Raw genomic sequence first — 21,048 nt, 5'->3', positions numbered from 1 at the left:
ACCTGAACAGATGCGCCAAAAGGCGTTGGCTCTTGCCTATTGGAGAGGAGTGGCTTCATCAATGACTAGAGATAATCAATCGCTGGGAACGGGATACCTCACGCTGGAGAGCGGAGAAGTATTTGCGGGCCAGCTTTACGGAGCGCCGATTGACGGCTTCGGCGAAGTGGTTTTTCATACAGGAATGACTGGCTATCAGGAAGTCATGACAGACCCTTCCTTTGCAGGCCAGATCGTGACTTTTACGTATCCGCTGATCGGCAACTACGGCATTAACGAAAGCGACTACGAAGCGGCCAAGCCGGCTCTGACGGGGATGATCGTCAGCGAGCTGTGCACCGAGCCGAGTCACTACCAATCGACGAAAACATTGGCCCAGGCGGCAGAAGAATTCGGCTTCCCGATTTTGGCCGGAATCGATACCCGAACCATTACGAAGCGCGTCCGGCAAAACGGTCCGGTCTTCGGGGTCATTTCCGATCAGCCGATGCAAGCGGCAGAGGTTGCGTCCCTGCGCTACAAGCATGCGAAAAAATCGCTGGTAGCCAATGTATCCACCCAGCAAATCGAACGTTACCCGGGAACCGGAGAGCATGTCGTGCTGATCGATCTCGGGATGAAAAAATCGATTCTCGATTCGCTTCTGGAGCTGGGCTGCCGTGTGACGGTTGTACCGTTCGACACTTCTTTTGCGCAAATCAACGCGCTCGCGCCGGACGGCCTGCTGTTTTCCAACGGCCCTGGCGACCCGGAGCACCTGCTGGCGTATTGCAGCGAATGGCGAAAAGCGGTTGAGCAGTACCCGACATTGGGCATCTGTCTCGGACACCAGGTGCTGGCGCTGATGTACGGCGGCAAAACCGAGAAGCTGGCGTACGGTCATCGCGGCAGCAATCATCCGGTGAAAGACCTGGTGACTGGCAAGGTGTACATGACCTCGCAAAACCACGGGTACGTCGTCAAGGAGGAATCTTTGGACAAACGCCAGCTCACCGTATCTTACCGCAATGTAAACGATGGCTCTGTCGAAGGGCTGCGCCATGTGAGCCTGCCCGTTTTCAGCGTGCAGTACCACCCGGAGGCGCACCCAGGACCGAGCGATACGTCCCATATATTCCACCAATTCTTGCAATCGATGCGTGTAGTAGGAGCGAAGAGATATGCCTAAATTGCCACACATTCATAAAGTTCTGGTCATCGGCTCCGGCCCGATCGTCATCGGCCAGGCAGCAGAGTTTGACTACGCCGGCGCGCAAGCCTGCCTTTCGCTGAAGGAAGCGGGCGTGCAGGTTGTCCTCGTGAACAACAACCCGGCGACGATCATGACCGATGAGCAGGTCGCAGACAAAGTTTACCTGGAACCGCTCACGGTCGAAGCGGTGACAGCGATTATCGCCAAAGAGCGTCCCGACGGGCTTTTGCCTACACTGGGCGGACAGACGGGACTGAATCTTGCTGTTGCGCTGGCAGAGGCAGGCGTGCTGGAAGCGTACAACGTCCAACTGCTGGGTACGCCGCTTGCCGCCATTCAAAACGGGGAAGACCGCGAACTGTTCAAGCAGTTGATGCAGCAAATCGGCGAGCCTATTCCTGAGAGCGATACCGTGGAATCTGTCGAGGCGGCTATCGAATTCGCCAACAAGATCGGCTATCCCGTCATCGTCCGTCCTGCTTACACGCTGGGCGGTGCAGGCGGCGGTATCGCGGAAGACGAGGCAGCCTTGCGCAAGGTCGCAGCGGGCGGAATTGCTGCCAGCCCCATCGGGCAGGTTCTGATCGAGCGCAGTGTCAAAGGCTGGAAAGAGATCGAATATGAAGTCATGCGGGATGCAAACGACACCTGCATCATCGTCTGCAATATGGAAAACTTCGACCCCGTAGGCATTCACACGGGAGACAGTATCGTCGTCGCGCCGTCGCAGACGCTGACAGATCGGCAGTATCAGATGCTGCGCAGCGCCTCGACAAAAGTGATTCGCTCGCTCGGTGTCGTCGGTGGCTGCAACATTCAGTTTGCGCTCGATCCGCACTCAGACCGCTATGTGCTGATTGAGGTCAATCCGCGGGTGAGCCGCTCAAGTGCGCTCGCTTCCAAGGCGACGGGCTATCCGATCGCGCGGATCGCGGCCAAGCTGGCATTGGGCTACGGGCTGGATGAGGTCATCAACCCGATTACCGGCTACACCTACGCCAGTTTTGAACCGGCACTGGACTACGTCGTGGTGAAAATTCCACGCTTCCCGTTTGACAAGTTCCCGCATGCGGATCGCAAGCTGGGGACACAAATGAAGGCGACAGGCGAAGTCATGTCGATTGCCCGCAATCTGGAAGCGGGACTGTTGAAAGCCGTTCGTTCGCTGGAGCAGGGCTGCACGCACCTGTCCCGTCCGGAGCTTTCCACCTGGACGCGCGAGCAGCTTGCACAGGCGTTGCAGGACGCGACCGACATCCGCCTGTTCGTTTTTGCCGAAGCGATTCGCAAAGGCTTCACAGAAGCAGAACTGCACAGCCTCACAGGCGTCGATCCGTTTTTCCTGCGTAGCTTGCGCAAAATCGTCGATCTGGAGGCAGAGCTGTCCGCACACGACAGCAGTACGCTTTCGCCAGAGCTGTTGCTTGCGGCAAAGCGCAGCGGCTTCGCGGATGAAACGATTGCTTCGCTGGTAGGAGCAACGCCGCAGCAAATCAAACAACAGCGCGAGCAAGCAGGCATCACGCCAACCTACAAAATTGTCGATACGTGCGCAGCCGAATTTGATGCGCAGACTCCATACTACTACTCGGATTGGCAAGGTGTAGACGAAGCAGAAACGCTGACCGGGCGAAAAGTGCTCGTGCTCGGCTCCGGGCCAATCCGCATCGGACAAGGCATCGAGTTTGACTACTGCTCCGTGCATGCCGCCAAAGCGCTGCAAGCAAGCGGAATCGCAGCCATCGTGGTGAACAACAACCCGGAAACGGTGAGTACGGACTACGAAACAGCCGACCACCTTTATTTTGAACCGTTGCATGTAGAAGACGTGCTGCATGTCGCCGAGCGCGAACAGGTAGAGGGCGTCATGGTTCAGTTCGGCGGACAGACGGCCATCAATCTGGCGGCAAAGCTGGAGCAAGCAGGGCTGAAGGTCATGGGCACAGCGCTGACCGCGATTGAGCGCGCAGAGGACCGCGAGCTGTTTTACGCGATGCTGCGCAAGCTGAACATCCCGCATATCCCGGGCAAAGGTGTTTCGTCCCTGGAAGATGCAACAGCGATTGCGGAGGAAATCGGCTTCCCGGTTCTGATGCGGCCTTCCTACGTCATCGGCGGGCAAGGCATGGTAGTCGTGAACAATCTCGAAGAGCTGACAGCGACGATTAACGAATGGCTCCATCATCCGCAAAGCGAAGCATTTTTCCCGCTCCTGGTGGACAAATACGTTCCAGGCCGGGAAGCAGAGGTCGATGCGGTCTGCGACGGGCAGTCCGTCATTATCCCGGGCATCTTCCAGCATGTGGAAAAAGCGGGCATTCACTCTGGCGACAGCGTGGCGCTGTTCCCGGCTCCGGCGCTCTCGGATGAGATCAAGCACAAAATTGCCAGCTACACAGAAGCAATCGCACGGGAAATGGAAGCGGTCGGTCTCCTCAACATTCAGTTCGTCATCGACAACGATACCGTCTATGTGCTGGAGGTTAACCCGCGTGCATCCCGGACGGTGCCGATCACGAGCAAAGTGACGGGCATCCCGATGGTCCAGTTGGCTGTGCGCGCCCAGTTGGGAGAAAAGCTGGCGGACATGGGCTACGGAACCGGGCTGTTGCCTGAGATTCCTTTTGCCGTCGTCAAAGCTCCTGTGTTCTCGACGATCAAGCTGAACGGCGTGGACCCGGTACTCGGCCCGGAAATGAAATCGACCGGAGAGGTACTCGGACTCGGACGGACGTTTGAGGAAGCGGCAGGAAAAGCATTTGCCTTCAAAGACAACCTGTACGGCGACTGGAAAAACGGTCAGCTCGTCATGATCTCCCTGGCGGATGCGGACAAGAAGGAAGAGATCGGTCAACTGATCGGGCAGCTTCAGGCAGATGGCGCCACGCTCGCAGCGACGGCGGGCACGGCCAACTGGCTGAAAGCATCCGGCGTTGCGGTCAAGCATGTCGTGGAAGATGAGGCAGCCTGGAACCAACTGCTGCAAAAAGAACAGGCAGCCTTTGCACTAGTCACCGCTACAAAAGGAAATCAACAGGGCAGAAGAGGATTTGCCTTGCGCAGCCGGATGGTGCAGCAAGGAGTTCCGCTGTTCTGTGCAACAGATACATTCTCGTTATATGTGAAGTCCATTATGATGAAAAGAGGTGGCTCTCATGCAGCCAGTGAAGATATTGGAACACTTTCAAAACTTGCCCCTGCAAAAGCATAAAGGAAAAGACTTTCTGCGTGTCGATGAATTTAACGGCGACGAACTGATGGAGCTTCTCCATCTCGCGGCGCACATCAAGCAGCTGCAAAAGCTGGGACAGCCGTTCCAGCCTTTGCAGGGCAAGACGCTGGGAATGATTTTTGACAAGGCGTCGACGCGCACGCGCGTTTCCTTTGAAGTAGGGATGCACCAGCTCGGCGGGCTGGGCATGTTCATGAGCGGAAAAGAGCTGCAACTGGGCCGCGGAGAGCCGATCAGCGACACGGCAAAGGTGCTGTCCCGCTACGTGGACGCGATCATGATCCGCACGTTCTCCCACTCCTATGTGGAAGAGCTTGCCGAGCACGCCTCGATCCCGATCATCAACGGCTTGACCGACCTGTACCATCCATGCCAGGCTCTGGCCGACATGCTGACCATTTGGGAGCACAAAGGCAAGCTCAAAGGCGTCAAGCTCGCCTATGTGGGCGACGGGAACAACGTAGCCAACTCGCTCGTTCTCGCAGCCGCTTTGCTCGGCCTGGAAGTGCGTGTGGCGACACCTGCCGGCTATGAGATGGATGCGGCCATCGTGGCAAAGGCCGCCAAGTACGCGAAACAGAGCGGCGGAAAAATGATGGTGACGCACGATCCGAAAGAAGCAGTCGCAGGGGCGGACGCTGTATACACAGATGTCTGGACCAGCATGGGCTTCGAGGCGGAAAATGAAGTGCGGATGAAGGCGTTTGCCGGATACCAGGTGAATGAAGAACTGGTGGCAGAAGCAGACCGCGATTACCTTTTCCTGCACTGCTTGCCAGCCCATCGCGGCGAGGAAGTGACCGCAGGCGTCATCGACGGATCGCGCTCCGTCATCTTCGATCAGGCGGAAAATCGCCTGCATGCGCAAAAGGCGATTTTGGCAGCGCTGGTGTGAACATAGTGCCAGTCGGATAGAACTAATCGGAATTAAATCCAATAGACTACGAATCTATCATTGCCGAATTTTGACACTTATGTGTAAAATATAGTCAGGAAAGTTGCGAGGAAATACAGACTGTACCTGGTCGCTTGGTCTGTATGGAGCCAGTAGCGAATCCGCCCTTCTCGCAACCAGTGCGAAAGGAAAGACGGTGCAGAGGCTGTACCTGGTCGCTTGGCCTCTGATTGAAAACCAGTAGCGAAGCCAGCTTTCTCCACTATGCACGTAAGGAGGGGAAATCGAGATGAAAAAATGGTTCGCAGCGATCTTGATGGTGGTAGCGATTGTTGCTGCTACTTCTGCAAACTTCCATGTCGGATAATAAATTTTTCGAGGAAACACCGCTTGCTTGAGTGGTGTTTTTTCTTAAATCTTTGGAGGCAAGCGGCATGCTTTTGGATGTAATTTGTTTATCTTTTATTGTTGCTTTAATACGAGGGGGGAGAATAAAGGAATTTCCCAAGTTTAAGAAAGTTGTATTGCTCGTCATTACGATTGTTCTCCAAGTTTGCGCTGCATTTTTTCCTACAGTGGGAGGCATTTTCATTTCGATCGCGTATGTATTTATATTAGCGTTCCTGATATGTAACAGAGAGTTCGAAGACATGCGCATATTTTTGATCGGATGGTTTCTAAATGCTATTGCTATTTGGACAAACAATGGAAAAATGCCTATAGATTTGGAGCAAGCAAAAAAGTTACCATATGATTTAGAGCCTGTTATCAACGGAACGAATTTTAAGCACAGTGTATTGACGGAAAGTTCGAATTTGCCATTTTTAACCGATGTAATTTACATGCCCTTGATTATTCCAAGGGTAATCAGTATTGGGGATATCTTTATTATGTTAGGAGCCTTTTTGCTAGTTCAGCGTTTGATGAATAAACCTATCTCGCTATTACAGCTTCATGAAGGTAAAAGATATGCGACAAAAAATTAATCTCTCAAATCTGATAAAGGGCATTGTAGTGCAGTTTGGCTTTGTTATAGCTGCAATCTGTATTTCTTACAGCTCAATATCGGAATGGGAGCCCAGAGAACATTGGGGAGTATTGTTTACCTATACTCTCCTCACTATCTTTTCCTGTTTTTCGCCTGTGCGAATTTCCAACACTATTTTGACAGTAAATAATGCTGTCATTTTTTCGGGGATCTTGTTATACGGTGTTTGGGTAGGGGTATGGACTGCGTTAATTGAATCGATTATCATTGCTTTTCTGGGAAGGATTCATCCTTTAAAAGCAGCTTTTAACATTGGGCAGCTACTAATGACGATTTGGGTAGTAGCTACTTTGAATGAGTGGATTAACAGTTTCGGTACAATCTCTCCCATCATATCGGATATATTTTTGGCAGTAGTTTACTGGTTTGTAAACCTTATGTTATGTGGATTAGGGATATCTTACTTCTATCAAAACAGTTGGATCCAAACAGTCAAGGCGATGGCCAAGGGGTTCACCTCTACTTATTTATTGCTTATGATTTTAGCAGGCGTAGGTGCCAGGCTGGTAGAGACTTACGGACCACTGACATTGATTCCGATGATGATTGCATTTTATACAATTAGCCATGTCTTTCATCATTACTACGAGAATCTTCAAAGGCTTCAACAAAAGGTTGAAGAGGTCAAATCTTTTAACCACAATTTTTTGACAGCCATGGCAGCCTCCATTGACGCCCGCGATCACTATACCAGCGGACATTCTCAACGGGTTGCTCACTGGGGAAAGGAAATTGCCGTAGAAATTGGATTGCCTGCGGATAAGGTGGAGGAAGTGTATGTTGGGGGTATCCTGCACGATATAGGCAAGATTGGCATCGCAGATGAGATTCTCAATAAAAAAGGAAAATTAACACCTGAGGAATACGATAAGATTAAACAGCATACGGTGATTGGATATGAAATTATTTTGCAGGCGGGCATGTTTCATGAGCTTTTGCCTGCGATACGATCCCATCATGAGCGAATGGACGGCAGAGGATACCCTGATGGTTTGAAGGGGGATGAGATCCCGCTCATTGCGAGAATTTTGGCCATATCCGATTCGTTCGATGCGATGGTGGCAGATCGGCCTTATCGAAAAGGATTGCCGGTCGAGGAAGCCCTTCAGGAAATACGAAGAGGAGCAGGAACGCAGTTCGATCCGGAACTGGCCAGCCATTTTGTCGCGATAGTGGAAAGACTTCCGCGAGAGGAACTGCAGCGCATTATTGGGCAAGAATCGAATCCAAAAAAACAGTTACAGGAGGCAAACAGCTAGCTGCCTCTTGTAACTGTTTTTTGTTTGGGCGCTTCTTAAGTTACGGTCAGATTCGGGAGAGCTGGCAGATCAGGAGAGCAACATCGTGCATAAATACAACCTTTTTTGCATAAAAACGTTTCTATGCATGGGACAAGGCACTTGATTGCGCGCTCAATCAATAAATAAAGAATACAGATCCATAATAAACAGAATATTCATACACAAAAACCTAAACCGAGAGCAGCAATTAGGCACCCGCATTCCTTGCTACAAAGCCACAACAAGCCACCGCGAAACCAGGACGACAAACCGAAAAGCAAAAGCGCCAGACAGGATACCGCCTTTTCACCGGGAAAGCGCTTCCTGATTTTGTCTGCGAAAATATCGCGAATAAACAAGAAAAATGGTTGTATTTTTATTAACTCGTTTGTATAATTACTCACATGAGTGATACTTCGAAACGGGGAGAGAGAATGATGGCAAAAGATAAAATTGTGTTGGCCTATTCTGGCGGTTTAGATACATCAGTAGCGATCAAATGGCTGCAAGACACTTACAATTTCGACGTGATCGCGGTTGCGCTGGATGTAGGCGAAGGAAAAGACCTGGATTTCGTTCAGAAAAAAGCGCTGCAAGTAGGCGCGCTCAAATCGATCATCGTCGATGCGAAGGAAGCTTTTGCAGAAGAATTCGTTCTGCCGGCCCTGAAAGCAAACGCGATGTACGAAGGCAAGTACCCGCTCGTATCCGCTTTGTCCCGTTACCTGATTTCCCGCGTGCTGGTTGAGATCGCGGAAAAAGAAGGCGCGGTTGCGGTAGCGCATGGCTGCACGGGCAAAGGAAACGACCAGGTGCGCTTCGACGTATCCTTCACAGCGCTCAATCCGAACCTGAAAATCGTGGCGCCCGTTCGCGAATGGGGCTGGACTCGCGATGAAGAGATCGAATACGCGAAAAAGAACAATATCCCGATCCCGATCAACCTGGACAATCCATACAGCATTGACCAAAACCTGTGGGGCAGAAGCTGCGAGTGCGGCGTTCTGGAAGATCCGTGGGCAGCGCCGCCAGAAGGCGCGTACGATCTGACGAAGTCGATTGCAGATGCTCCAGAAGAAGCAGAGGAAATCGAAATCACGTTTGTCCAAGGCAAGCCGACTGCCCTGAACGGCGAAGAGCTGCCTTTGTCCGAACTGATTTTGAAGCTGAACAAAATTGCCGGAAATCACGGCGTTGGCCGCATCGACCATGTGGAAAACCGTCTGGTGGGAATCAAATCCCGTGAAGTGTACGAGACACCTGCTGCCACTACACTGATCCTGGCGCACCGCGAGCTGGAATTTTTGACCCAGCCTCGTGAAGTAGCGCAGTTCAAACCGATTATCGAACAAAAAATGGCGCAAGTTATCTACGAAGGCTTGTGGTATTCACCAATTCGCAACGCGATTCAGGCGTTCATCGAAGAGACGCAAAAGCATGTAACGGGCGTCGTGCGCGTGAAACTGCACAAAGGCCATGCCATCGTCGTAGGCCGCAAGTCCGCTTCTTCGCTCTACAGCCATGAGTTGGCAACCTACAACGCTGGCGACCAGTTCGACCATAAAGCGGCGCTCGGCTTCATCAAGCTGTGGGGCTTGCCAACAAAAGTGTACGCAGAAGTGAACGAAGGCGTACTGCATGAAAACAAAAACACCGCGATCAAGATTTTGGATGAAAAGGATGCGATCACGCAATGAAACTGTGGGGAGGACGCTTCACGAAGCCGACGAATCAGCTCGTAGAAGAATATACAGCTTCTATCTCTTTTGACCAGAAGATGTGGCGGCAGGACATCGTCGGCAGCCTGGCTCATGTTGCCATGCTGGGCAAGTGCGGCATCCTGCCGATGGAGGAAGTACGTCAAATTATCGCCGGCTTGAAAAAAGTCAAAGACAAAATCGAGCGCGGGCAAGCGGAATTTTTGGTTGCGCACGAAGATGTCCATATGAATATCGAAAAAATGCTGATTGAGGAAATCGGTCCGGTGGGGGGCAAGCTTCACACCGGACGGAGCCGCAACGACCAGGTCGCACTCGATATGCACCTGTACCTGAGAGAAAAGCTGATGGAGATCATCCAGCTGGCCATGTATTTGCAGGAAGCGCTGCTGGAGCAGGCCGGACAGCATCTCGATACGGTCATGCCAGGCTATACGCACCTGCAGCGTGCGCAGCCGGTTTTGTTCGGCTACCACCTGATGGCGTATGTCTCCATGCTGCAGCGCGATATTGAACGGATGACGGAAACATGGAAACGGGTGAATGTGCTGCCGCTTGGCGCTGGCGCTCTGGCAGGCACGACCTTCCCGATTGACCGGACGTTTGTCGCGGACATGCTGCAGTTTGACGGCATTTACCAAAACAGCATGGACGCGGTGAGCGATCGCGATTTCATCGTGGAGTTTTTGGCGGATGCTTCCTTGCTGATGACCCATCTGTCCCGTCTGTGTGAGGAACTGGTTATCTGGAGCAGCCAGGAGTTTTCTTTCGTGGAGCTGGACGATGCGTTCTGCACAGGCTCCAGCATCATGCCGCAAAAGAAAAATCCGGACGTAGCCGAGCTGGTACGCGGAAAAACAGGACGTGTCTACGGCAACCTGTTTGGTCTGTTGACTGTGCTCAAAGGCTTGCCGCTCGCCTACAATAAGGACATGCAGGAAGACAAGGAAGGCATGTTCGATACGGTGGCGACCATCCACGGCGCTCTCGCTTTGCTGACGCCGATGATTAAGACGATGCAGGTGCGGACAGAGCGCATGCGTCAGGCTGTCACCAACGACTTTTCTAACGCGACTGATTTGGCGGATTACCTGGTGCGCAAAAACATGCCGTTCCGCCAGGCTCACGAGGTCGTGGGCAGAACGGTCCTGTACTGCATTGAACAGCAAAAGTATTTGCTGGATTTGACGCTGGAAGAGTTCCAGAGCTTTTCGGGCGTCATCGGGGCAGATGTGTACGACGCGCTGGCGGTCGAAACCGTCGTGAACGCCCGCAACGTGCTGGGCGGAACCGCGCGCAATCAGGTAGAAGCGCAGATTGCCTGGTATCAGGAAAAATTGAAAGAGACACATGCCTGGGTCGATAAAAACAGCCAAAAAGTGATGATTGAATCGCTGATTGACGTAGGATCACCAGCGTAACGAGAAAACGAAACAACGCCGCATCTCTCGTGTGAAGAGTGCGGCGTTGTTTTCCTTTTTACAATGACATGCGCAGAATTTCGCGGACGTCTTGACTGGTCAAGGATTTGAACTGACCAATCGGACCAAACGGCGTCGCTTTTTCCGCCATTTCTTCCAAATGCTCGTCCGTAATTTGGTAGTCTGCCAAACGAGTCGGTGCACCGATGCGGGCGAAGAACGCTTCTGTCGCGGCAATGCCCTCCAGCGCTACTTCCTCGTCGGTTTTGCCGGCGGGATCGACATTCCACACCTCCACGGCGAAGCGGACGAAGCGAGCTACGTTTTCGCGATAGACATAGCGCATCCATTTCGGGAAGATGATCGCCAGACCGCCGCCGTGCGGAATGTCGTAAATGGCGCTTACGGCGTGCTCGATGGAGTGGGTAGCCCAGTCGGTTGTCACGCCGACAGGCAGTGTGCCGTTGAGTGCCATCGTTCCGCAGTACAGGATGTTGGCGCGGGCATCGTAGTCGTGCGGATTTTCCAGGACGCGCTCTGCGTTTTCAATGACCGTCTTCATGATCGACTCGGCGAAACGCGTCTGGAGCGGAATCTCGGTTGTATGTGTGAAATACTGTTCAAATACGTGCGACAAAATATCGCTGATGCCATAGATCGTCTGATCGCGCGGGACACTGAACGTATTTTCCGGATCGAGGATGGAGAAGGTCGGGAAGGTCGTGCCAGCCCCGTGCTTTTCTTTTGTTTCCCAGTTGGTAATCACGCTGCCTCTGTTCATTTCTGAGCCGGTTGCGGCAAGCGTCAGGACGGTGCCAAGCGGCAAGGCTTTTTCGGCTGTTGCCTTGCGCGAGTAAAAATCCCACACATCGCCTTCGTAGGGGACGCCGACCGCGATTGCCTTGGCCGCGTCAATCACGCTGCCGCCGCCCACAGCGAGAATCCAGTCGACCCCTTCTGTCCGGCACAGGTCAATGCCTTTTTTCACTGTGCTGAGCCGAGGGTTAGGCTCCACGCCAGGCAGTTCCACTACGCGGCAGGCGGCAGCTTGCAGATGCGCGATGACTTTGTCGTACAGACCGGAGCGCTTGATGCTGCCGCCGCCATATACGAGCAAAACTTTGCTGCCGAGTTGCTTGGCTTTTTCCTCCAGCTGGGCCAACTGTCCGCGGCCAAAAATGAGTTGTGTCGGGTTATAGTAAACGAAATTTTCCATCTTCCAGTTCCTCCCATCAATCTTGCATACATTTATTGTAACGAACTGCCCTGATCCGTACCAGCAAGCGATGTGCTGCCGCGACTTTTTGCACATTTCATGTCGGATGGCAGGGAAATGAGGCGGTTTCGACAAGAAATGAGAGATTTAGTGGATACCATCCGCGAAACAGGGTGGTATAATAAATAAGATGGGTAACTCGGCCGTTTTTCAACAAGGTATGGCAACGGTTGCCCAAGGGAAAGAGGGGTTTTGTCGATTTTGCCTGAAAAAGCAGCATTTTCGGCGGAAAAACAAAAATCAGGATCAAGAGAATATAGAAGGATCTGACTATGTAGGATGTGATTTGCTTGATCGAGATGTTTGATGTTTGGAAAACGTACCCGAATGGCACGAATGCATTGAAGGGTATCAACATTCGGATTGAAAAAGGCGAATTCGTGTATGTGGTGGGACCGAGCGGAGCGGGAAAATCGACGTTCATCAAGCTGATGTACCGCGAAGAGAAGCCGACCAAGGGCCAGATTTTTCTCGGTGGGTTCAATGTCAGCCGGATCAAGGAGCGGCAAATTCCGCTCGTTCGCCGCAGCATCGGGGTTGTCTTCCAGGATTTCAAACTGTTGCCGACACTTACGGTATTTGAAAATGTCGCATTTGCGATGGAAGTGATTGAGAGCAGTCCAAAGCAGATCAAACCGCGTGTCATGGACATGCTCGGATTGGTCAAATTGAAGCACAAGGCGAAAATGCTGCCAAGCGAGCTGTCTGGCGGCGAGCAGCAACGGGTGGCTCTCGCGCGGGCGTTGGTGAACAACCCAGGCATCATTATCGCTGACGAGCCGACGGGAAACCTCGATCCGGAGACGTCGTGGGAGATTATGAAGCTGTTTGAGGAAATCAACCAGCGCGGAACGACGGTCGTCATGGCGACGCACAACAGGGAGATTGTCAACACGATGAGAAAGCGGGTCATTGCCATCGAGGCAGGACAGATCGCCCGTGATGAGCAGAGAGGGGATTACGGTTATGAAGATTAGAACGCTGGGACGCCATGTCCGTGAAGGGGTCAAAAACCTCGGTCGGAACGGCTGGATGTCGTTCGCGTCAATCAGTGCCGTTACGATCACCCTTCTCATTTTGGGTGTTTTCCTTATTTTAGCAATGAATGTCAACTACTTTGCAAAATCGGTCGAAAAACAAGTGGAAATCCGCGTCTTCATGGCCGATCTTACCCCCAAGGAAGACTTGGACAAATTTGAGCAAAGCGTGCGCAGCATGCCGGCTGTGGAGTCGGTAGAGTTCATCTCCAAGGACGAAGGCTTGAAGCGCTTCAAGGAGAGCATGGGCGACAAGGCATACCTGTTTGATGGCTTGGAAAACGGAAATCCGCTCCCGGATTCGTTTGTGGTCAAGACGAAGCAGCCGCAGGATACGCCGGTTGTCGCCAGTCAAATCAAGCAGATGAAATCGGTCAGAAGCTTGAATTACGGCGAGGGGACGGTTGAAAAACTGTTCGCTGCCACTGACACCTTGAGAAACGTCGGAATTGCCTTCATCATCGGTCTTGGCTTTACCGCCATGTTCTTGATTGCCAACACAATCAAACTGACGATTGTTGCGAGACGCCGAGAGATCGAGATCATGAAGCTGGTTGGCGCTACCAACTGGTTTATCCGCTGGCCTTTTTTTGTGGAAGGACTGCTGATGGGAGTGTGCGGGGCATTGATCCCGATTATCATGCTGACAATCGGCTATTACTACTTGCTGGACGCGATCAATGCCAGCTTCGAAGCCTCCCAACTGTTCAAACTGTTGCCACTGTTCCCATTGGTGTATCAGGTAGCCCTCGCTTTGCTGGCGATTGGCGCGTTTATCGGAATCTGGGGAAGCTTGGTGTCCGTGCGCCGCTTCTTGCGAATTTAACATTGGAAAACGTGGGAGGAGTATCATGAGAAAGAGAATCCTATACACACTCTTAATCACCGGCCTTCTGGCTGGTTCTGCGATCCCGACTAACGTGAGCTGGGCAGCCAGCAAGGCTTCTTTGGACAAGATCAACCGCGAGTTGAAGGAAATCCAGCAAAAGAAAAAACAACAGCAACAGCAAATGAAGCAGACCGAACAGCAAATCAGTCTCGTGCAAAAGGAACAGCAGGACTTGCAGACACAGCTGATGACGATCGACCTGCGCCGCAACGAGACGCAAAACAAGCTGGACAAGCTCGAAAAGCAAATGAATGAAACAAAGGAAAAAGCGGCCGAGGCGCAAGATCAGCTGGACGAGGCGAAGGAACGGGTAGCGAAGCGGGAAACGCTCTTGAAAACCCGGGTAAAATCCATGTATGAGCGCGGAAATGTCTCGTACCTGGACGTGCTGCTCGGGTCGACCGACTTTGGCGATTTTCTGACCCGCATGGAAGGGTTGCAGTTGATTCTTGAGCAGGATACGCGTATCCTAGAAGACAATATTCGCGACAAAGAAACGATTGAGACGAAGAAAAAAGAAATCGAGCATCAACTGACCGTGTACGCGGGAATGCTCGACGAGGCGGAAGCGCTCAAGGCTGAGCTGGACAAGCAGTACAAGCAAAGTCTTGTGGTCAAGGCCGAGCTGAAGAAGAAAGAGGCTGCACTGGAAGAAGACCTGGAGCAGTACGGACAGCAACTGATTGAGCTTACACGCCAGGAATCCGCGAAGTATGCGGAGCGTGTGCGGGCGATGAGCGCGTCCAGTACAGGGTACAAGGGCGGCAAGCTCGGTTTGCCGATTGCAGATGGACTATTTCGCTTCAGTTCAGGCTTCGGGATGCGGAAAGACCCGTTTACAGGCCGTTCAGCTGGGCATAATGGTGTAGATATGGCAGCTTCAAAAGGAACGCCGATTTTGGCTGCGGCTGACGGGGTCGTCATTTTTGCAGGGTATTCCAATGGCTTCGGGAATACGGTAATGATTAAACACAGTGCGGAGATCACCACGCTTTACGGACACATTCGCGAGGGTGGCATCAAGGTTTCTGTGGGACAATCCGTATCGAGAGGCCAAAAAATCGCCGAAGTAGGCTCTACTGGCCGCTCTACCGGAAACCACCTTCACTTTACCGTCTACAAAAACGACGTTGCCGTCAATCCTATGCCGTACCTGAAATAGTCCAGCAGCGGGCAGCCAGACAAATATTGCTAACGGCAAATGCATACACTAGCAGCATATCTTTTTGCCGGGAGCACAAAGGATGGTGACGTGAGTAGTGAGATGGAAAGGACGTACCGTATTGGCGCTTGTGCTCATCTCGATGGTGGCCAGCAGCTTTTTGACCATCGCGTTGATGAAGACATCAGCCAGCGCGAACACAACCCAGACTGGGGCATTGACTGCTTCCACCCGTGCGATGTTTTCGGGAAGCTTGGAATATCCCCAGGAGTTCAAAAAGCTGTATGAAGCTTTTACGGCGATCAAAAAAGACTACATTCAAGCGGTTACCAATGAACAGCTGGTAGAAGGCGCAATCAGCGGCATGGTCGGCGCTTTGGAAGATCCGTACAGCGATTACATGGACCCGAAATCAGCCGAAGAATTTACTTCGACGCTGCATTCTACTTTCCAGGGGATCGGCACAGAAGTCACCATGCAAAACGGACGGGTCACTGTTGTTTCGCCATTCAAAGGCTCTCCTGCCGAGCGTGCGGGCCTCAGACCGAACGACCAGATTTTGAGCGTCAACGGAGAGTCGCTGGAGGGTCTGGACTTGCACGAGGCCGTGACCAAAATTCGCGGCCCCAAAGGAACGAAAGCCGTTCTGAAGGTCGTGCGTGCAGGCGTGGCAGAACCGCTCACCATCGTGTGCATTCGTGACGATATTCCAATCGAAACGGTTAACAGCCAAATTATCGAGAAAAACGGCGTAAAAGTCGGGGTGATCGGCATTACCCAGTTCTCGACCGAAACAGCCAAGCACTTCAAGGAGCAGCTTGCTGCCCTGGAGAAAAAGGGGATCGGCGGGCTCGTCATCGACGTGCGTGGCAACCCGGGCGGCTATTTGCTCGCCGTCAAGGAAATCGGCGAGGTGCTCGTACCGAAAAAAGGCGTCATCGTTGCCATTGAGTACGGTGCGGGCGGGCAGCAAAAAGAAGAGTACCGCTCGACAACGGATGCTGCCAAACCGTATCCGATCTCTGTCCTGATTAACGGCGGCAGTGCCAGCGCCTCGGAAATTTTGGCGGGGGCATTGCGCGATAGCGGCAACTACAAGCTGGTCGGTGAAAAGAGCTTCGGCAAAGGCACTGTCCAAAGCACGATGGAAATGACGGACAAGAGCCAATTGAAGCTGACGATTGCCAAATGGCTTACGCCGAGCGGCGAATGGATTCACCAAAAAGGAATCGAGCCGGACTTCAAGGTGGCGCAGCCTGATTATTTCAATGCCACACAGTTGCCAGCCGATAAGGAGCTGGCCCGTGACATGGCAGGCGCTGATGTGAAGAATCTGCAACTGATCCTGACCGGACTGAAATTGTCGCCAGGCCGCGATGACGGCTACTTTGACGAAAAGACCGAACAGGCGGTCAAGCAGTTCCAGACGGCGAAAAAGCTGCCTGTAACCGGAAAAGTGGACGCGGCGACACGCAGTCAGCTCGAAGAAAGCCTGCGTGAAACCATGCGCAAGCCGGAGAATGACCTGCAATTGCAGAAGGCTCTGGATGTTGTTACTGGCAAACAGGGAAAATAATCAAGGATTAGGAAGCAGGGAATTCCCTCTATTCCGTAGAAATCATAACCACGGCAAATCACATGTCGTGGTTTTCTTTTTTTATTTGAGGTGAGGCAATTGGCGATTCAGGCAGATATGCTTTCTATTGCATATGGCTTTGCCGCGTTTTTTCTCAATCCCGTTTTTTACCTCTTTCTCGGGTTCATTTACTTGCACTATCGCAGACAAATGAAGCTGGAAAGACAGCTATTTGCCGCCCGCATGCAGTCTCCGCTCCTTTCGACATTCCGGGCAGTAGGAATGGGCGTAACAGGAGGGTTGTGCATCTCGCTTCTTGCTGCGGGACTGGGAGTTGTCGTGCAGGCACAAGATTTATGGATTTTATGGGCATTGGCTCTTTTTTTGGCGCTGATTCGCTTGCGTTTTCTTTGCTTTGCCTATGCGGCAGGTCTTTTATCCATTTTGCACGCGATTGCTCAAGCATTCCCAGGGGTGAGGGACGTTTCGGGACTCGGCAGCGTGTGGGAAATGCTGCTGCAGGCGAAGCCGATCCCGCTCTTGGCTCTGGTGGCGATCATGCATCTGATCGAAGCGATGCTCGTCCGCTGGAACGGGGGCAAGGACGCTTCTCCGCTGTTTGTCGAAGGACAGCGCGGGCGGATTGTCGGAGCGTACCTGCTGCATTCGTTTTGGCTGACTCCGCTTGCCTTGTTCGTCCAGGTGGAGCCGGGGACAATCAGTGGTACCCTTTATCCGGGCTGGCCGTTTTTTTCCGGCGAGCTGGCTTCCTACGGACTGATGCTGCTGCCAACGGTTACGGGTTTTTCGGATATGACCCAGACGATGACCCCGATGAAAAAGGCAAGACAAATTTCCAAAAATCTCACCTGGTACGCAGTCGGGCTATTGGCGTTGTGCGCCCTGTCTGTTTTGTTCGCGCCGCTTGTTTTGCTCGCTGCCCTGTTTGCTTTGTTCGGGCACGAAGCGTTGTTTTTCTGGAGCCAGTGGAAAGAAAGGCAGCGTTCTCCTTATTTCATCCAGTCTTCTCGCGGCGTCAAGGTCATGGGGGTCATCACGGGTACGCGGGCTGAGGAGATCGGGATTACGACAGGAGAAATCATCGTGAAGGTCAACGGCATTCCGGTGCGGGACAAGGAAGAGCTGTATCCGGCGTTGCAGGCTAATCCGGCTTTTTGCAAAATGGAAGTTCTCACGCGCGAAGGCGAGCTGAAGTTTGTGCAGTGTGCTGTCTACGCAGGGAACCACCATCAGCTGGGGATCATCGTGGTGCCGGATGCGACGACGCGCGTATTTGTCGATTTGAAACGATCCAGTGTCGTCGAGCTTATCAGGCAGAAGCTGGAAAAACTGAATGTGGGCGCTTGATGGCCAGAGGGAAGAAGGTATGCGACAGAGGTTGCGTACCTTCTTTTGCCTATAGGGAGAGATTCAATAATAAAATTTGATGAACGCTCGCCTACTCACAAAACTTATGTGCGGGTGGCGCGTCATATTGTACAAAAAAATGAAGGGAGTGAGTCATTTGTCCGATCTGAAAAAGACGGTCTTGTGTGTACTGACTGGGGCCTTAACGGTGACGAGCGTGATCGCTGCGCCATTGGCGGGAGCAAGTACGGATCAGTCGGCTCGTTCGGTAATCGCCGCGAATGCCCAGGGCGTTGTCCCTCAGCCTGTTGCCAAAGGGATCGAAAAATTGGTTCGGCTGTTGCCGGAGTTGGCATCGCGCAAGATTGTGTACGGCGGTGATGTGGACGGACCAGGTATTAGCGGTGTGCAGGTTTCTTTTGAACGAGCGGTCAACGGAGCAGATCAGGGGGAGGACAGTGCAATTTTTGACCCGGCTACCGGACATTTGCTCAGGCTGGAGCTTGTTCCCGCCAACGGGGCGAAGCCTGCATTTCCGACTGAGCAGCAGGCGAAAACGCGAGCGGAAAACTTCATAGCGGGCTTGGTTGGTGCGGGAAATGCGTATCAGGCACGAGCGGTAACGGAGGATGAGGGCAGGCTGACGGTCCGAATGGTTCGCAAGGTGAACAATGTCGTGCTCGACGATGCTTATGACAGCTTTGTCAGCTTCGACGCCTCCGGGCGGCTGGTCGGCTTTTCGACGTTGGACGGGCGGTTGTATGAAGCGGTGAATCCAGCGGCACTGCCTGCACCAAAGAGCGTCATTTCGGCTGCGCAAGCAGTAGCGAACTGGAAGGCACAGCGTCCGCTGGAACTGGTTTATTTGCTGCCTGATGAGCAGGGGCAAGGCAAGCAGGTGGCCGCGAGTCTCGCCTATATCGTAAAGGACGGAATCATTTCGCAGGAGTATACCGGCAGCGCCTTGGACGCGTTCAGCGGGAAAAGGCTGGCAGCACCAGCAACTCAGGCACAGATATTGAACGTGACCGGGACCGGGGAAAACTGGCGTGCGCTAACCGAGAGCGAGGCCCGCAACTTGTTGCGCATCTTGTTCAAGCTCGAATCCGGAACGTTGCCGCTTGCGGTCTTTGAGGAAACGTACGATGACGGTCAGGCGCGTCGCTTTTTTGTTTGGGGCTATTTCCAGGAGGGAGTCGCCGATTCGGACAAGAAATACCAGCTCGGAAATTTTCCGGAAGGGATCAGCCAGGGACAAAGCCAGCATATGATGCTTGAAATAGATGCCGGGACGGGGCGACTCATCCGTTTTGTCTACAAGCAGGCAGAGGAACAGTGGTCGACGGCCAAGACGGACAAAAGCCGGGATCGCAAGGAAGCGGAAGGCGTGCTGAAAAGGCTTGTACCTTCCGGAAGCCAGCAGTTGAGGATCACGGACATCGACCACGACAAGTACACGGTGATTGCTGCTGACCCACTCGTTGGCGGCATTCCCGTCTACCGGATCGGACAGATGGCAGAAGAGGGCATGTATACGATTACGGTGAATTCGTGGACGGGCAAAGTGGAGGAAGTCAGCGTGAATCGCCCGGATCACATCGTCTTCCCTGATCGCGCCAAAGCGCTCCATGAACAGCAAGCGATGGAGCGTTTGTTGCAAGCCTTGCCACTTGAGTTGACCTACATTCACCAAAAAGACTGGGAAACAGGCGCGATCACCTGGAAGCTTGGCTATGATCTGTCCTTCCGGCAAACCCGTTCGCACTGTTTTTGCGGGGGTGAGGCGAAGATTGACACGACGGTGTATGTCGATGCGCTCACGGGGCAAACCATCGTAAAAGAATAAGGCCGGGCAAAAGAAGAAGCCGCACGCTCCTGATGTGGAGCAAGTGCGGCTTTTGCGTATGTGGCAGACTAGGCGCTCGCTTCAAATCCGGTGATTTGATGCAGCGCAATTTTTTTGTCATCGGTCAAGACGAACTCTACGACTCCGTTTTTCATGCTGACGGCCTTAATGATGCCGTTCAGACTGTTGTCCGTGGTCGAGCCGTCCGGATTGGTTTGCTTTTCGGTATAAGTGATGCTGTAGCCGATCATTTGCGCGTACTGCAGCGAGTTGCTCATGGCGTTGCTGTCCGGCTTGACGCTCATGCCCACGACCTGATCGAGCTTGACGGTCGTGCCGTTATCCAAAGTAAACTGCGCCGTGCCGTCTTTCATGGTGAAGCCGGTGATGACTGCATTCGCGATTTCGTCTACTTTTTCAATGTCGTCAGTAGTCGCCGGGTTGCCGTCCTTGTCTAATTCCTTGGTCGTTTTGTACGAGATTTCCTTGCCGATCATGTTCATGAACTTCACGCTGCTATCGAGCGCATTTCCGGTCATGCCCTGGGACTCCAGACCTTTGATGTCCGCCAGTGGAATCGGGGCAGACTCTCCGGCGATGCGGAAGTAAATCTTGCCGCTGTCCATGTAAACGGCTTCGAGTACGCCTTCTTTCGTCTCTGTCGCGGTTTCACCTGTCATCTCGTCTTTGGTTGTCAGGTAGTAGGTTGCGGTGCGGCCGATCAGCGACTCATACTTTTCCAGCGTCAGCATGCTGTTGTTGGATTGCTCCATCAGCGTCGCCATTTTGGTGATCTTTTCCACCATCGTCATCATGCTCGTTTGCTGGATGAACTGGGAGTTGTCCATCGGGGACATCGGGTCCTGATGCTTCAACTGCTCCAGCAAAAGCTTCATGAAGGCGTTGTTGTCAAGCTCTGTAGTGAACTCCTTTTTGCCTTTATAGCTCATGTGTGGCTGAATATACGGGTTATTTTTAACGGTAGTTCCGATATCTGACATGTCGATCCTCCCTGAAGGTGGCGAGTCTAACCGTATGTGCTTGTACACTACTAGTTATTATCGGTATAATGTGTCGAAGGATGAAGACAAACATTTGTTCGAATTTC

16 protein-coding genes are annotated in these 21,048 nt (G+C 52.7%); 13 read left to right on the top strand and 3 right to left on the bottom strand.

Going from position 1 to position 21,048, the window contains the following annotated elements; all coding sequences use genetic code 11:
• The first annotated feature begins 61 nt into the window (after window positions 1-61).
• Genes EDM57_RS18625 through argF form a run of 3 tightly spaced genes read left to right on the top strand, consistent with a single transcriptional unit; the run spans window position 62 to window position 5,319 of the window.
• Window positions 62-1,168: a carbamoyl phosphate synthase small subunit gene (locus tag EDM57_RS18625; RefSeq protein ID WP_122906196.1), complete on the top strand. Its 1,107-nt coding sequence runs from the start codon at window positions 62-64 to the stop codon at window positions 1,166-1,168.
• Window positions 1,161-4,403, top strand: a complete 3,243-nt coding sequence (carB, locus tag EDM57_RS18620; RefSeq protein ID WP_122906195.1) for a carbamoyl-phosphate synthase (glutamine-hydrolyzing) large subunit — start codon at window positions 1,161-1,163, stop codon at window positions 4,401-4,403. The genes EDM57_RS18625 and carB overlap by 8 nt, the downstream gene beginning before the upstream one ends.
• Complete coding sequence (gene argF / locus EDM57_RS18615; RefSeq protein WP_122906194.1) at window positions 4,348-5,319, top strand: ornithine carbamoyltransferase; 972 nt, start codon at window positions 4,348-4,350, stop codon at window positions 5,317-5,319. The genes carB and argF overlap by 56 nt, the downstream gene beginning before the upstream one ends.
• Window positions 5,320-5,581: 262 nt before the next feature.
• On the opposite strand, the gene EDM57_RS23440 is transcribed toward argF, so the two are convergent.
• Window positions 5,582-5,854 (bottom strand): hypothetical protein, encoded by a 273-nt coding sequence (locus EDM57_RS23440; protein WP_170163473.1) that lies wholly within the window; start codon window positions 5,852-5,854, stop codon window positions 5,582-5,584.
• Between EDM57_RS23440 and EDM57_RS18610 the strand changes: the two genes are divergently transcribed.
• From EDM57_RS18610 to argH, 4 genes are all read left to right on the top strand, one after another.
• Window positions 5,754-6,305, top strand: a complete 552-nt coding sequence (locus tag EDM57_RS18610; RefSeq protein ID WP_122906193.1) for a DUF5317 domain-containing protein — start codon at window positions 5,754-5,756, stop codon at window positions 6,303-6,305. The two genes, EDM57_RS23440 and EDM57_RS18610, sit on opposite strands and share 101 nt — an antisense overlap.
• A complete protein-coding gene (locus EDM57_RS18605) occupies window positions 6,289-7,626 on the top strand; it encodes an HD-GYP domain-containing protein (protein WP_122906192.1) in 1,338 nt (445 codons plus the stop codon). The genes EDM57_RS18610 and EDM57_RS18605 overlap by 17 nt, the downstream gene beginning before the upstream one ends.
• A gap of 458 nt (window positions 7,627-8,084) precedes the next feature.
• Window positions 8,085-9,344, top strand: coding sequence for an argininosuccinate synthase (locus tag EDM57_RS18600; RefSeq protein WP_122906191.1), 1,260 nt, complete (start codon window positions 8,085-8,087; stop codon window positions 9,342-9,344).
• Window positions 9,341-10,786 carry an argininosuccinate lyase gene (gene argH, locus EDM57_RS18595; RefSeq protein WP_122906190.1) on the top strand — a complete coding sequence of 482 codons (1,446 nt, stop codon included), beginning with the start codon at window positions 9,341-9,343 and terminating at the stop codon, window positions 10,784-10,786. The genes EDM57_RS18600 and argH overlap by 4 nt, the downstream gene beginning before the upstream one ends.
• A gap of 58 nt (window positions 10,787-10,844) precedes the next feature.
• On the opposite strand, the gene EDM57_RS18590 is transcribed toward argH, so the two are convergent.
• Window positions 10,845-12,002, bottom strand: coding sequence for an iron-containing alcohol dehydrogenase (locus EDM57_RS18590; RefSeq protein WP_122906189.1), 1,158 nt, complete (start codon window positions 12,000-12,002; stop codon window positions 10,845-10,847).
• Window positions 12,003-12,352: 350 nt separating this feature from the next.
• On the opposite strand from EDM57_RS18590, the gene ftsE reads away from it, so the two are divergent.
• The 6 genes from ftsE to EDM57_RS18560 all read left to right on the top strand — a co-directional run bounded on the left by ftsE (window position 12,353) and on the right by EDM57_RS18560 (window position 19,940).
• A complete protein-coding gene (gene ftsE / locus EDM57_RS18585; RefSeq protein WP_122906188.1) occupies window positions 12,353-13,039 on the top strand; it encodes a cell division ATP-binding protein FtsE in 687 nt (228 codons plus the stop codon).
• Window positions 13,029-13,925, top strand: coding sequence for a permease-like cell division protein FtsX (ftsX, locus tag EDM57_RS18580; protein ID WP_122906187.1), 897 nt, complete (start codon window positions 13,029-13,031; stop codon window positions 13,923-13,925). Before ftsE ends, ftsX begins: the two co-directional genes overlap by 11 nt.
• A 25-nt stretch (window positions 13,926-13,950) precedes the next feature.
• On the top strand, window positions 13,951-15,150 hold the full coding sequence (locus tag EDM57_RS18575; protein ID WP_122906186.1) for a murein hydrolase activator EnvC family protein: 1,200 nt from the start codon (window positions 13,951-13,953) through the stop codon (window positions 15,148-15,150).
• A gap of 97 nt (window positions 15,151-15,247) precedes the next feature.
• On the top strand, window positions 15,248-16,726 hold the full coding sequence (locus EDM57_RS18570; protein ID WP_122906185.1) for a S41 family peptidase: 1,479 nt from the start codon (window positions 15,248-15,250) through the stop codon (window positions 16,724-16,726).
• A gap of 99 nt (window positions 16,727-16,825) precedes the next feature.
• A complete protein-coding gene (locus EDM57_RS18565; RefSeq protein WP_122906184.1) occupies window positions 16,826-18,094 on the top strand; it encodes a PDZ domain-containing protein in 1,269 nt (422 codons plus the stop codon).
• Between the two features lie 127 nt (window positions 18,095-18,221).
• A complete protein-coding gene (locus EDM57_RS18560; protein WP_246005848.1) occupies window positions 18,222-19,940 on the top strand; it encodes a hypothetical protein in 1,719 nt (572 codons plus the stop codon).
• Window positions 19,941-20,008: 68 nt separating this feature from the next.
• Here the strand turns inward: EDM57_RS18560 and EDM57_RS18555 are convergent, their stop codons facing one another.
• On the bottom strand, window positions 20,009-20,941 hold the full coding sequence (locus EDM57_RS18555; protein WP_122906183.1) for a flagellar hook assembly protein FlgD: 933 nt from the start codon (window positions 20,939-20,941) through the stop codon (window positions 20,009-20,011).
• Window positions 20,942-21,048: the final 107 nt, after the last annotated feature.

The sequence above is a fragment of the Brevibacillus gelatini genome (assembly GCF_003710935.1).
Lineage (GTDB): Bacteria > Bacillota > Bacilli > Brevibacillales > Brevibacillaceae > Brevibacillus > Brevibacillus gelatini.
Note: the sequence above shows the minus strand (reverse complement) of the source record. Positions and strands in the feature narration are given on the sequence as shown.

Coding starts and splice junctions, on each gene's coding strand:
- EDM57_RS18625 (WP_122906196.1), top strand. CDS start 62: ATGACTAGAGATAATCAATCGCTGGGAACGGGATACCTCACGCTGGAG.
- carB (WP_122906195.1), top strand. CDS start 1,161: ATGCCTAAATTGCCACACATTCATAAAGTTCTGGTCATCGGCTCCGGC.
- argF (WP_122906194.1), top strand. CDS start 4,348: ATGCAGCCAGTGAAGATATTGGAACACTTTCAAAACTTGCCCCTGCAA.
- EDM57_RS18610 (WP_122906193.1), top strand. CDS start 5,754: ATGCTTTTGGATGTAATTTGTTTATCTTTTATTGTTGCTTTAATACGA.
- EDM57_RS23440 (WP_170163473.1), bottom strand. CDS start 5,854: ATGACGAGCAATACAACTTTCTTAAACTTGGGAAATTCCTTTATTCTC.
- EDM57_RS18605 (WP_122906192.1), top strand. CDS start 6,289: ATGCGACAAAAAATTAATCTCTCAAATCTGATAAAGGGCATTGTAGTG.
- EDM57_RS18600 (WP_122906191.1), top strand. CDS start 8,085: ATGGCAAAAGATAAAATTGTGTTGGCCTATTCTGGCGGTTTAGATACA.
- argH (WP_122906190.1), top strand. CDS start 9,341: ATGAAACTGTGGGGAGGACGCTTCACGAAGCCGACGAATCAGCTCGTA.
- EDM57_RS18590 (WP_122906189.1), bottom strand. CDS start 12,002: ATGGAAAATTTCGTTTACTATAACCCGACACAACTCATTTTTGGCCGC.
- ftsX (WP_122906187.1), top strand. CDS start 13,029: ATGAAGATTAGAACGCTGGGACGCCATGTCCGTGAAGGGGTCAAAAAC.
- EDM57_RS18575 (WP_122906186.1), top strand. CDS start 13,951: ATGAGAAAGAGAATCCTATACACACTCTTAATCACCGGCCTTCTGGCT.
- EDM57_RS18555 (WP_122906183.1), bottom strand. CDS start 20,941: ATGTCAGATATCGGAACTACCGTTAAAAATAACCCGTATATTCAGCCA.